This window comes from Pantoea sp. VS1 (genome assembly GCF_002207995.1).
GTDB lineage: Bacteria > Pseudomonadota > Gammaproteobacteria > Enterobacterales > Enterobacteriaceae > Pantoea > Pantoea dispersa.
In genome coordinates, this window is the sequence record NZ_NHZE01000067.1 from 16,384 (window position 1) to 29,183 (window position 12,800).

At 58.5% G+C, this 12,800-nt stretch carries 10 protein-coding genes; 4 read left to right on the forward strand and 6 right to left on the reverse strand.

Going from position 1 to position 12,800, the window contains the following annotated elements; all coding sequences use genetic code 11:
* Nucleotides 1–42 precede the first annotated feature (42 nt).
* A complete protein-coding gene (gene greB / locus CBW22_RS22560; RefSeq protein WP_021507408.1) occupies nucleotides 43–549 on the forward strand; it encodes a transcription elongation factor GreB in 507 nt (168 codons plus the stop codon).
* A gap of 102 nt (nucleotides 550–651) precedes the next feature.
* Here the strand turns inward: greB and yjbE are convergent, their stop codons facing one another.
* Entirely contained in the window at nucleotides 652–894 is a 243-nt protein-coding gene (gene yjbE, locus CBW22_RS22565; protein WP_021507409.1) for an exopolysaccharide production protein YjbE, read from the reverse strand.
* 510 nt (nucleotides 895–1,404) lie between these two features.
* Here yjbE and ompR point away from each other — a divergent pair.
* Both ompR and envZ read left to right on the forward strand, forming a co-directional pair.
* Nucleotides 1,405–2,124, forward strand: a complete 720-nt coding sequence (ompR, locus tag CBW22_RS22575; protein ID WP_001157751.1) for an osmolarity response regulator transcription factor OmpR — start codon at nucleotides 1,405–1,407, stop codon at nucleotides 2,122–2,124.
* Nucleotides 2,121–3,479, forward strand: coding sequence for a two-component system sensor histidine kinase EnvZ (envZ, locus tag CBW22_RS22580; RefSeq protein WP_088517928.1), 1,359 nt, complete (start codon nucleotides 2,121–2,123; stop codon nucleotides 3,477–3,479). Before ompR ends, envZ begins: the two co-directional genes overlap by 4 nt.
* Nucleotides 3,480–3,612: 133 nt before the next feature.
* Here the strand turns inward: envZ and pckA are convergent, their stop codons facing one another.
* From pckA to CBW22_RS22600, 4 genes are all read right to left on the reverse strand, one after another.
* The gene (gene pckA / locus CBW22_RS22585; RefSeq protein WP_088517929.1) at nucleotides 3,613–5,232 is read right to left on the reverse strand and encodes a phosphoenolpyruvate carboxykinase (ATP); all 1,620 of its coding nucleotides are present in this window, start codon (nucleotides 5,230–5,232) and stop codon (nucleotides 3,613–3,615) included.
* 270 nt (nucleotides 5,233–5,502) lie between these two features.
* Complete coding sequence (hslO, locus tag CBW22_RS22590; RefSeq protein ID WP_021507412.1) at nucleotides 5,503–6,375, reverse strand: Hsp33 family molecular chaperone HslO; 873 nt, start codon at nucleotides 6,373–6,375, stop codon at nucleotides 5,503–5,505.
* A gap of 25 nt (nucleotides 6,376–6,400) precedes the next feature.
* Nucleotides 6,401–6,802, reverse strand: coding sequence for a ribosome-associated heat shock protein Hsp15 (gene hslR, locus CBW22_RS22595; RefSeq protein ID WP_021507413.1), 402 nt, complete (start codon nucleotides 6,800–6,802; stop codon nucleotides 6,401–6,403).
* A 239-nt stretch (nucleotides 6,803–7,041) separates the two neighbouring features.
* Nucleotides 7,042–9,183, reverse strand: coding sequence for an intracellular growth attenuator family protein (locus CBW22_RS22600; RefSeq protein WP_021507414.1), 2,142 nt, complete (start codon nucleotides 9,181–9,183; stop codon nucleotides 7,042–7,044).
* Nucleotides 9,184–9,581: 398 nt separating this feature from the next.
* Here CBW22_RS22600 and nudE point away from each other — a divergent pair, with 398 nt between their 5' ends.
* Complete coding sequence (gene nudE, locus CBW22_RS22605; RefSeq protein ID WP_058780182.1) at nucleotides 9,582–10,148, forward strand: ADP compounds hydrolase NudE; 567 nt, start codon at nucleotides 9,582–9,584, stop codon at nucleotides 10,146–10,148.
* 83 nt (nucleotides 10,149–10,231) lie between these two features.
* Here nudE and mrcA read toward each other — a convergent pair whose 3' ends face one another.
* The gene (gene mrcA / locus CBW22_RS22610; RefSeq protein WP_058759309.1) at nucleotides 10,232–12,781 is read right to left on the reverse strand and encodes a peptidoglycan glycosyltransferase/peptidoglycan DD-transpeptidase MrcA; all 2,550 of its coding nucleotides are present in this window, start codon (nucleotides 12,779–12,781) and stop codon (nucleotides 10,232–10,234) included.
* Nucleotides 12,782–12,800 lie beyond the last annotated feature (19 nt).

Consider the following 12,800-nt stretch of genomic DNA (forward strand, 5'->3'; position numbering starts at 1 on the left):
AGCCTCTGTGCAGTGAACAGGGCTGTAACCACGAGTGAAGCGATGAAAACCCAACTGATTACCCGCGAAGGCTATAACAAGCTGCGTGCTGAGCACGACCATCTGTGGAATGAGAAGCGGCCGGAAATCACCCGCATTGTCTCCTGGGCCGCCAGCCTGGGCGATCGCTCTGAAAACGCCGATTACACCTATAACAAGCGCCTGCTGCGCCAGATCGATCGGCGCGTGCGCTATCTGCGTAAATGCCTCGCCGAGCTGAAAATTGTTGATTATGCGCCGCAGCAGGAGGGCAAAGTGTTCTTCGGCGCCTGGGTGGAAGTGGAGAACGAGCAGGGCGACGTGAAGCGTTTTCGTATCGTCGGACCGGACGAGATCTATGGCGATACGGTGAAAGAGTACATCTCCATCGACTCGCCGATGGCGCGCGCGCTGATCAAAAAAGAGGTGGATGACGAGGTGACGGTAAACACGCCGGAAGGACAGAAGGTATGGTTTGTGAACCGCATTGAGTACGTGACGGAAAGTGAGGAAAAAAGAGGCGGAGAGTAATGGCCTGGTGAAACAAGCCGGGGCGCAACTTATTCTCCGCTGGCGAAAGGGCTGGCAGTATAAGAGGGGGAAGCGCCGCAGCCTTGCCGCGCCAGATAAGCGTTATTTGCCCGGCGTGGTCGCCGTGGTCGTTGAGGTGCTGCTACCGCCGTGATCGCCGCCGCCCATGGTGGCCAGCGCGACGCCGAGCAGGGCACCCACCGCACCGATGCCGATAGCATCGGAATTACCTTTGGCCGTGGTCGACGCCTGTGCGCCGGCGGCTTCGCCCGCTGGCGTAGCGGCCTGAACCTGTGTGAGGCTGGTGAGTACCAGAGCGCTCAGCAGAACAACGGTTTTTTTCATCTTTCTTCTCCACATGAACTCAGTAAGCAGGTACCGATGCAGTGTCGGAGATCATTTGCGCAGAGGAAAGGGGAGTTTACTGACTGATTTAAATCACTTTATTTAACACTGGCCTTATTTTGCGCGCGCACTGGCACTGTTCCGAGCGCGGATACGCAGTCAGCGGCGAAAACGCGCTATTTTATGCTGCTGAGCGCGGCCGCTGGCTTATCCTGCAGGCGAAACTTAAGCCAAATGGCGCGCCCCGCCTGACGGCGGAAGCGGGACGGCCTGGCTGGACCACTCGCCGACAGAAAACGCCGCTGATTTTCAGACAAGCGCTAAACGGCGTCAAAATCAGTCAGAAAAGCGCGAGCGGAGCCGCAGTTCGCGGTTAAAATTAAAGATAAGCTGCTGTTTAATATGCTTTGTAACAATTTCGGCTAGAATATAAACCATTAATGACTGTCACAGACAGGCATCTTTTTTACACAATATCGGCTCAGGCAATGGCGCCTTTGGGAGTTGAACATGCAAGAGAACTACAAAATTCTGGTCGTCGATGATGATATGCGTCTGCGCGCACTGCTCGAACGCTATCTCACCGAACAGGGCTTTCAGGTGCGCAGCGTCGCCAACGCCGAGCAGATGGATCGTCTGCTGACCCGCGAATCATTCCATTTAATGGTGCTCGATTTAATGCTGCCGGGCGAAGATGGCCTGTCAATTTGCCGTCGTCTGCGTAGCCAGAGTAACCCGATGCCGATCATTATGGTCACCGCGAAAGGTGAAGAGGTCGATCGTATCGTGGGGCTGGAAATCGGCGCCGATGACTACATTCCAAAACCGTTCAACCCGCGTGAGCTGCTGGCGCGAATTCGTGCTGTGCTGCGTCGTCAGGCCAATGAGCTGCCGGGCGCGCCGTCGCAGGAAGAAGCCGTCATCGCCTTCGGTAAGTTCAAACTGAACCTCGGCACGCGCGAAATGTTCCGTGAAGATGAGCCGATGCCGCTGACCAGCGGAGAGTTTGCCGTGCTGAAAGCGCTGGTGAGCCATCCGCGTGAGCCGCTGTCGCGCGATAAGCTGATGAACCTGGCGCGCGGGCGTGAGTACAGTGCGATGGAGCGTTCTATCGACGTGCAGATCTCTCGTCTGCGCCGCATGGTCGAAGAAGATCCGGCGCATCCGCGCTATATCCAGACCGTCTGGGGCCTTGGCTACGTGTTCGTTCCGGACGGCAGTAAAGCATGAGGCGATTGCGCTTCTCACCCCGCAGTTCGTTTGCCCGCACCCTGTTGTTGATCGTTACCTTGCTGTTCGTCAGCCTGGTAACGACCTACCTGGTGGTGCTCAATTTCGCCATTCTTCCCAGCCTGCAGCAGTTCAACAAAGTCCTCGCCTACGAAGTGCGTATGCTGATGACCGATCGGCTGCAGCTGGAAGATGGTACGCAGCTGGAAGTGCCGCCGGCCTTCCGGCGCGAAATTTATCGTGAGCTGGGCATCTCGTTGTACACCAACGCGGCGGCGGAAGAGAGCGGGCTGCGCTGGGCGCAGCATTATGAATTCCTCAGTGAACAGATGGCGCAGCAGCTGGGCGGGCCGACCGACGTGCGGGTTGAGGTTAACAAAAACTCGCCGGTGGTCTGGCTGAAAACCTGGCTGTCGCCGGATATCTGGGTGCGCGTACCGCTGACCGAAATCCATCAGGGCGACTTCTCACCGCTGTTCCGCTATACCCTGGCGATTATGCTGCTGGCGATTGGCGGCGCCTGGCTGTTTATCCGTATACAAAACCGACCCCTGGTCGATCTCGAACACGCTGCGTTGCAGGTGGGGAAAGGCATTATTCCGCCACCGCTGCGCGAATACGGTGCTTCGGAAGTGCGTTCGGTGACGCGCGCCTTCAACCAGATGGCGGCGGGCGTGAAGCAGCTGGCCGATGACCGTACGCTGCTGATGGCCGGCGTCAGCCATGATTTACGCACGCCGCTGACGCGTATCCGTCTCGCCACCGAGATGATGGGCGAGGAAGATGGCTACCTGGCCGAGTCGATCAACAAAGATATCGAAGAGTGTAACGCCATCATCGAGCAGTTCATCGATTACCTGCGCACCGGGCAGGAGATGCAAACCGAGCGCGCCGATCTGAATAGCGTGCTGGGCGAAGTAGTGGCGGCGGAGAGCGGCTACGAGCGCGAGATTGAGAATGCGGTGATGGACGCGGAGCTGATGCTGGATATTAACCCGCTGTCGATTAAACGCGCGGTGGCGAATCTGGTGGTTAACGCGGCGCGTTACGGTAACGGCTGGATCAAGGTCAGCAGCGGTCAGGAATTGAATCGTGCGTGGTTCCAGGTGGAGGATGATGGTCCGGGCATTAAGCCGGATCAGTTACAGCATCTGTTCCAGCCGTTTGTACGCGGCGACAGCGCGCGCAGCACCAGCGGCACCGGTCTGGGCCTGGCAATTGTGCAGCGTATTATCGATGCGCATGACGGATCGCTGGAGATTGGCGAGAGTGAACGCGGCGGATTACGTATCCGTGCGTGGTTACCGATTCCGGAAAACAGCGCCACGACGGCAGTAAGCAGTACTGTTAGTTAAATTTCCGCACCAACCGTCGCGGCGCAATCTATTGCGCATCCATCAGCGATATTGCCGCTGCAGGCATGCGCGATAAATCGCGCCGCGACGAAATGTGCCATCGCTAAGCCGCCGTTGTGGCGGCTGGGCTACTTCACAGCTGCGGGCCGGCCTGCACCAGCGCCTTACCGGCATCGTTATCGGTGTACTTCTCGAAATTGGTGATAAAGCGCTGCGCCAGCGCTTCGGCAGCCTGCTGCCAGGCGGCGGCGTCAGACCAGCTGCGGCGCGGATCGAGAATGGCATCGTCCACCTGTGCCAGCGTGGTGGGCACCTGCAGATTAAACACCGGCAGCGTCACGGTCTCCGCTTCATCCAGCTCACCGGCCAGAATCGCGTTGATGATAGCGCGTGTGTCTTTCAGCGAAATGCGCTTGCCGCTGCCGTTCCAGCCGGTATTCACCAGATAGGCCTGCGCGCCGGACGCCTGCATACGTTTCACCAGCACATCCGAGTACTGCGTTGGATGCAGCGTCAGGAACGCCGCGCCAAAACAGGCGGAGAAGGTTGGGGTGGGCTGCGTCACACCGCGCTCGGTGCCGGCCAGCTTGGCGGTAAAGCCGGACAGGAAGTGGTACTGGGTTTGCTCCGGCGTCAGACGCGAAACCGGTGGCAGTACGCCAAAGGCATCGGCGGTCAGGAAGATGACCTTCTTCGCGTGGCCGGCTTTCGATACCGGCTGCACGATGTTTTCGATGTGCTCGATCGGGTAAGACACGCGGGTGTTTTCCGTCTTGCTGGCGTCGGCGTAATCGACCGTGCCGTCGGCGCGCACCACCACGTTCTCCAGCAGCGCATCACGGCGAATCGCGCGGTAAATCTCCGGCTCAGCCTGCTCTGACAGATTGATGGTTTTGGCGTAGCAGCCGCCTTCGAAGTTAAAGACGCCGTCGTCGTCCCAGCCGTGCTCATCGTCGCCGATCAGCTGACGATCCGGATCGGTAGAGAGGGTGGTTTTACCGGTACCGGACAGGCCAAAGAACACCGCCACGTCGCCCGCTTTGCCGACGTTGGCCGAGCAGTGCATCGAGGCGATACCCTTCAGCGGCAGCAGATAGTTCATGATGGCGAACAGGCCTTTTTTCATCTCGCCGCCGTACCAGGTACCGCCGATCAGCTGCATGCGTTCGGTCAGGTTAAAGGCAACAAAATTCTCTGAATGCAGCCCCTGCGCCTGCCAGTCCGGATTGGTGCACTGCGCCGCGTTCATCACCACGAAATCCGGCGTAAACTCAGCCAGTTCGGCTTCAGTCGGACGGATAAACATGTTTTTAACGAAATGCGCCTGCCACGCCACTTCCATCACGAAACGCACGCTGAGGCGGGTGTCCGGGTTGGCGCCGCAGAAGGCGTCAATCACAAACAGACGCTTGCCGGAAAGCTGTTGCGTGCAGCGATCTTTGAGCGCCTGCCAGGTTTCCTGTGACAGCGGCTGGTTGTCGTTCTTGCCGTTGCCAACGTCGTTCCACCACAGCGTGTCACGCGTGGTGTCATCCCGCACGATGTATTTATCTTTCGGCGAACGTCCGGTGAAGATGCCGGTATCCACGGCAATGGCACCGCTCTGCGTCAGGGTGCCGCGCGCGTAACCTTCCACCTCCGGGCGGGTTTCTTCCTGAAATAACGTGGCGTAATCAGGGTTGTACACCACCTCGGTGGTGCCGCTAATTCCGAGCGTTTCGAGGTCTTGCGATGTCAGGCCGTTAACGCGCATGTGACTGCTCCTTAAATCGGTACTTCATGGCATTTTTTATGAGGGTTTCTGCGTCCTGCTGCGCATAGCCGCACAGGGCAGATCGCGCGCAGTGTACACGTCTGAGCGAGGTGGAAAAGTGAAGAGAGTTAAAAATGCGAGCTGGAACGTGACAAGTAGAGAAATCTGCCACTTATGAAACTAAAGTTAGCGTAAATTAGTTAATTTCCGTGAAAAATCATAGCGCTACGCCGGCGGAAAATACGGGCGGCGTCACCGCCCGTTTGCTGATTAATGCAGTTGATCGCTATTGCCGGAGGGAGCGTTACGAATAGCAGCAATATCCACTGCATCGTACACATAGTGCGTGCCGCAATAGTCGCAGTGCATATCAATTTTGCCGTCTTCGACCAGAATCTCATCCACTTCCTCTGGCGGCAGCGTCTTCAGCACTTCACCGCAGCGTTCGCGCGAGCAGGTGCATTTAAAGCTGACCGGCGCCGGGTCGTAAACCGTGGCTTCTTCCTGATGATAGAGACGCCACAGTACGTCAGTAGCGGGCAGCTCAATCAGCTCTTCGCTCTTCACGGTTTCGGTTAACGTGGCCAGATGGTTGAAGTCATCCAGGTTGGGCTCCTGCGCGGGAAGCACCTGCAGCAGAATACCGGCTGCGCCTTTCTCGCTGGTGCGAATGAACAGGCGGGTTGGCAGCTGCTCGGAACGCATGAAGTAATCTTCCAGACAGCCCGCCAGCGTATCGGCTTCCAGGCCGACCACGCCCTGATAGCGCTCGCCTTTCTCAGGCGAAATGGTGATCACCAGATAGCCGTTACCCACCATCTGCTTCAGGCTGCTGCCGGCGGCAATCTCCGCATCCTCTTTCAGCCGCGCCACGCCGCGCAGCTCCTGGCGGTTATTCCCGTTGATCACCGCCATGCTCAGCGGGCCATCGCCCTGCAGCTGCACGGTGATATCGCCGTCAAATTTCAGCGTAGCGGTGAGCAGGCTGGTGGCGACCAGCAGTTCACCCAGCAGCGTTTTGACCGGCTCGGCGTAGTCGTGGTTCTGCACGATGTCGCGCCAGGTTTGAGATGCGTTGACCAGCTCGCCGCGCACGGCGACGTTTTCAAACAGGTAACGATGCAGTTGATCTTGAACAGACATAAGGTTTCTCTCGTGGGGGCGCGAGTTATTCATCGCCCGACAATTTAAATTTCAGCAGATCGCGGCGCTCTTTTTTATCCGGGCGGCGATCGGGATGCGGCATGGTCAGGGCATTCATTTTGCGCGCCAGCGCGTTCTTTTCGCGCTTTTCGATGCTGGCGGCCGTCTCCGCGTACATCTGCTGCGCTTCGCTGGCCGGACGCCGCTGGTCGCCGATGGCGGTGATAATCACCGTGCGCTCATCGTTGCCCTGACGCAGCGTCAGCTCGGCCTGCAGTTCGACCACTTTGCCCGGTTTGCTGCGCTGGCCGTTGTAATGCACTTTGCCGCCTTCAATCATGTCGCGAGCCAGCGCGCGGGTTTTATAGAAGCGCGCGGCCCACAGCCATTTATCAAGGCGAACGCCTTCACTGGTTTTCTCTTTCATTGCGGCTCCTGCTGTTACGCTGCGTCGCGCCGTGTGGCGATCGGTCGCACACGGTCGCATGACGCCGGAAAGATGGATCGGGCCGGTGCCGGATACCCAAAGGTATGGGTACAACGTGATAAATCAAGGGCGAGGTGCCGTTGCGGGCTGCCGATCCATCGCCAATCCCTTAAGCGTAATCGGCATTTTGTTTTCCGCCCTGAAAAACAGGGCGACAGGGTAGCACAGAAGGCGGAGGGTCAGAACAGCGAGCGCACGCTCTGCATAGTGCTGAGGTTGTGGTTAAAGCACTTGTCGTAATACTGCTGAATCTGCGCCATACGCAGGCGGTTGCGGTGGATGCGGCGCAGCGCCAGCAGGCCGTTGCTGACGGCGCTGACAATCAGCACCAGCATTAGCAGCGCGGTGCCCAGATAGCGCCACTGCGCCATGGCGTCGGGCTCGTTGTGCAGGGCGATGTGGCGCGTGCCGTTGGCATCGGTGGTAATGCTGGTAATGATACCGCTGGCGGCAAACGGTGTGTGCAGCAGCATGCCGGACAGGCGCTGCAGTTCGTGCCATTGTGAAGGGGCGTCGAGATCGAACAGCGCTACCGACGGCTGCGGCTGGTTCACCATCTGCCGGCCTTCATCGCTAATGATCAGGAATCCGCCCGGCGGCGGGCTGTTCAGGGTTTCCGCCGCGCGACGCGTCTCCCGCGAGAAGAAGGTCGAGGTGGCGGTGTTCACCAGATTCTCCAGCGCTTCGGCGCTAACCGGGCGCAGCAGCACGTTCATGCCGTTGAGCTTGCCGGAATCCGCACGGTGAATCAGCGTATCCCAGTCTTTGGCGTTACCGAGGTTAACCAGCGCATTTTTCAGGCGCACGCAGTCCTGCTGCTGGCTGCACAGCTGCTGGGTTTTCAACACCAGATCGGAGAAATCATCCAGCAGGATCATGCCTGATTTCTGAATCGCGGACGCCAGCTGCGGGTTAAGTTTCGGGTCGGTGTTGGTTTCCGGATGCAGCTGCTGCGTGGTGGTCTCCAGCAGCGCGGCGGCTTTGTCGATGATGTCGGACTGCGGCAGCGGCAGCGGCGCAGCGTTGTTCCAGTAAATCGCCGAGCAGTCGAACGGCATGTAGCCGTAGCTGCGGTTGCTCTGGTAATTGCCCGGAACCGAGCACATGCCGGTGCCGCTCACTTTCAGGCTATCGCCAATGTGCAGCGGCAGGGCAGTGAGTTTATCGACGCTGTTCACTTCCACACTTTCGGTGCCTTTCAGCCAGGCGAGGCTGAGTTTGATCGGCATGCTGAGCGGAATCCAGCTCACCAGCATCACCAGCACCAGCAGCGAACCGCACGCCAGCACCAGGTTTTTACGCCAGCGCTGTACCGGGAAGTTGCGGACTTCATCCTGCAGCGACAGGAAGCGCCCCTGGCGTACCACCTGACGATTCAGATAGATATCCACATCCGTCACCTGGCCCAGGTCGTGCGCCACATAAGGCTGCCAGTGTGCCGGATAGATTAAGTCGATGATGCCGAGCGAGATGTTGCTCTGCTCCTGATTGGATTCGCCAAACAGGCCCCAGCGCTTCGGTGCGCCGCGCAGACAGTGCACATCGCGCAGCCCTTTTTCACCGGGGAATCGATACATAAACCACAGGCTGACAGCAACGATCGCGCCGGCGGGCAGCGCAATCCACAGCATCAGGCTGCCGGGCAGCACCAGGCTGAGGAAAAACAGCAGGAAGGCGCAGCAAATGGCGCTTGCTTCACGTGTGCCGTCGGCGCGCGACAGCTGATACTCTTCCGGCGACTCTTTGCGCACCTGCAGCAGCTCGACGTTTTCGCTCTCCTCTTTACGAATCGAAGCGTTGGTCGACATCGGCCGCACCAGCGGCGGCAGCGCCGGTTGTTCCACCGCATAGTTCACCAGCGAGTGGCCGTTGAGCGAGATCACCAGCGGCAGGGTCTGGGTGCGGATCAGCTCGACGTAGTTTTCTTCAGCGATGTACTGCTCCCACAGCGGCGGCAGATGCACCTCGACTTCATCCAGGTAGTAGCGCCATTTGTGGGGATCGTCAGTGGAGAGGCCGTAACGGGTGATGGAGCGGGTAACGGGATAAACATTATTGCTCTGTGCGGTCAGCGCCAGCGCTTCGGGTTCCCGTGACGATCGGGTCGATCGCCCGCTGCTGTGCTGACGCGCTTTACCCAGCGACGCAATATACTTCTCAACGGCAGCGCGTTCTTCATCGGTGAGTTTACGGCAGGGCGGACTGATAAACGGCAGTGGTTTCGCCAACGGCGGACGATGCCGCATAGCGTACCAGTAGCCGATTCCGGCCACTAACGAACAGGCCAGCATGACAGCCAGAATGACGATAAGAGTGCTCATGCTTTGCTCAATCCAGCCAAAAAACTGCCGTCACGTTTACGATGTGCTCCCGGTAAAACCTGCAATACGAGTCAATTTTGGCGAGCAGAAGTCATTCTGACAAGAGGCAAATGAAACAAAATACCGCGCAAAATCATTGTATTATAAATTTGTTAGATTATTCCTTAACGGGATGGTACTCACAAGCCCCTCAATTAAACATCGGTATTATCCGAATTTGCTGCTACCCCGTTGACTTATTGTGAAAATCTTACTGTGCAGATAACAAGAAGTTGTTAGCGGCAGCGAACAAATGTATGTCACCATGATTGACCCGCGCTGCGTGTCGCACAATGCCGCGGGCTTCGGTATGCTGACGTCATCGCGTTTCACAAGGCTGTGCTAAGTTTGAGGCTGATATGACCACTCCCCTGAAAAAACCTGACATCCTCAACGTGGAAGCGGTGGCCCGCTCCCGCCTGTTTACCATCGAAGCGGTTGATCTCGCCTTCAGCAACGGTGCGCGTCGCGTCTATGAGCGCATGAAGCCCTCCGATCGTGAAGCGGTGATGATTGTGCCGATCATTGGCGATGACGTGATCCTGATCCAGGAGTACGCCGTCGGACTGGAAACCTATGAGCTGGGCTTCCCGAAAGGTTTAATCGATCCGGGTGAAAGCGTTTTTGAAGCCGCCAACCGTGAGCTGAAAGAAGAAGTGGGCTTTGGCGCGCATCAGCTGGAAGCGCTGGGCAAACTCACCATGGCGCCGTCCTATTTCTCCAGCAAGATGAATATCGTGGTAGCTGAAGGGTTGTACGAAGAGAAGCTGGAAGGGGATGAGCCGGAGCCGCTGATTGTACGCCGCTGGCCGCTCAGCAATCTGCTGGCGCTGCTGGAAGAGCCGGATTTTCGCGAGGCGCGTAACGTCAGCGCGCTGTTCATGGTGCGTGAGTGGCTGGTGAAGCAGGGGCGGTTGAGTTATTGAGGACACCTGGCGGCGCAATAAAAGGCGCGGAAAGTCGCACGGGGTAAAAACAAAAAGCCGGGGATTTCCCCCGGCTTTTTTGATCAAAACAGTTCGTGGCTTTCACCGTTGTCCATAATGGTGGTGCCCACATCATGCACCGAATACTCGGTCGGCTGGGTGCCGTTAATGAAGTACTCCTGACGGGTGTTGCCGCCACCGTTGGCCAGCTTGCCGGTGCTGCGGTCAATGGTCACCGTCACCACGCCGTCCGGCGGTGTCAGCGGCTGCACCGGCACACCATCCAGCGCCACTTTCATGTAATCATCCCATGCCGGCTGCGCACTCTTCGCGCCGCCTTCGTAGCCGGAGATCTGATCCGGAATCGCACCCGATACCGTGGTGCGACCCAGCGCGCGCGAATCATCGAAGCCAATCCACACCGACGTCACCACGCCCGGACCATAACCGGAGAACCAGGCGTCTTTGGAACTGTTGGTGGTACCGGTTTTGCCGCCGATATCGTTACGCTTCAGATCGCGACCGGCACGCCAGCCGGTTCCCATCCAGCCCGGTTCACCGAAGATGTTGGAGTTCAGCGCGCTCTTAATCAGGAACGCCAGCGGCGTGTTGATCACGTGCGGCGCATACTGCTGATCGCCGGCCGGCTGCGGCTGCGCGGGTACCTGCTCCAGCTCGGGCTGCGGCACGGTCTGATTCTGCTGCTGATTCGAGGTGGCAACGTTTTCCACGCTCTCTTCATTCAGCGCCACCGACTTTTTGGTGTCGCCATAGATAACCGGCAGATTGCACTGCGGGCAGGCGATCTTCGGCTGCGCCTGGAAAATCACGCCGCCCTGTTCGTTCTCAATCTTGGCGATGAAGTAAGGATCGACCAGGAAGCCGCCGTTGGCCATCACCGCATAGCCGCGCGCCACCTGCATTGGCGTGAAGGATGCGGCGCCCAGTGCCAGCGACTCGGTATGGATAATGTTCTGCGCCGGGAAGCCAAAGCGCTGCAGATACTCAGCGGCGTAATCAACGCCCATGGCACGCATCGCGCGCACCATCACCACGTTTTTCGACTCACCCAGCCCCTGGCGTAAACGAATCGGACCCGCATAAGTCGGCGGCGAGTTCTTTGGTCGCCAGTCTGCGCCGGCACCGGCATCCCAGCGTGAAATCGGCACGTCGTTGAGGATGGAGGCCAGCGTCAGGCCGCGGTCCATGGCGGCGGTATACAGGAACGGCTTGATGTTCGAGCCGACCTGACGCAGCGCCTGGGTGGCGCGGTTGAACATACTCTGGTTGAAGTCAAAACCGCCCACCAGCGCGCGTACCGCACCGTCTTCCGGATTAAGCGACACCAGCGCCGAGTTCACCAGCGGCACCTGTCCCAGCCACCATGCATCCCCGACTTTACGTACCCAAATCTGCTGGCCAGCCTGCAGCACCTGAGTGACGCTGCGCGGCGTCGGGCCCTGCAGGGTGTCGGATTTATACGGACGCGCCCAGCGCACGCCGGCTAAGGTCAGCGAAACGCTGCTGCCATCTTTCAGCATGGCGGTGGCTTCGTCGGCGCTGGCGCTGGTGACCACGGCGGCGTTCAGCGGACCGTAGACCGGCAGATCTTTCAGCGCGTTGACGATGCGGGTGTGATCCCAGCTGGCTTCGCCCACTTTCCACAGCACGTTGGTCGGGCCGCGATAGCCGTGACGCATATCGTACGCCATCACGTTGTTACGCACCGCCTGCTGTGCGGCTTCCTGCAGATGGCGGGTCACGGTGGTATACACTTTGTAGCCATCATCGTAGGCGCTGTCGCCGTAGCGTTTCACCATCTCCTGACGCACCAGCTCGGTAAGATACGGTGCAGAGAAGGCAATTTCCGGGCCGTGATAGCTGGCGGTCAGCGGCGTGTTGCGCGCGTCGTTATACTGCTGCTGCGTGATGTAGTTCTGATCCAGCATGCGAGCCAGCACCACATTACGGCGCGCCAGCGCACGGGCATGGGAATAGAGCGGGTTAAAGGTCGACGGCGCTTTCGGCAGGCCGGCAATCATCGCCATCTCACTCAGCGACAGCTGATCGACCGGTTTACCGAAGTACACCTGCGCCGCCGCACCGACGCCGTAAGCGCGATAGCCGAGATAGATTTTATTCAGATACAGCTCAAGGATTTCATCCTTACTCAGCAACTGCTCGATGCGAATCGCCAGGAAGGCTTCCTTGATTTTACGCATCAGCGTGCGTTCAGGGCTGAGGAAGAAGTTACGCGCCAGCTGCTGCGTAATGGTACTGGCGCCCTGCGAGGCGTGGCCGGAGACCAGCGCGATGCTGGCGGCGCGGAAAATCCCCACCGGGTCGACGCCGTGATGCTCATAAAAGCGGCTGTCTTCGGTGGCGATAAACGCTTTGATTAGCTCAGGCGGCATCTGTTGCAGGGTGAGCGGGATACGGCGCTTTTCACCGTACTGGGCGATCAGCTCGCCATCCGCGCTATAAACCTGCATCGGGGTTTGCAGGCGCACATCTTTCAATGTGTTCACATCAGGCAGCTGCGGCTCTATGTATTTGTACAAACCATAAACCGTGCCGGCTCCCAGCAAAATGCAACACACTGCAAGGATCAATAAATACTTTACGAACTTCACCTGAGAATTCCCATCTGTT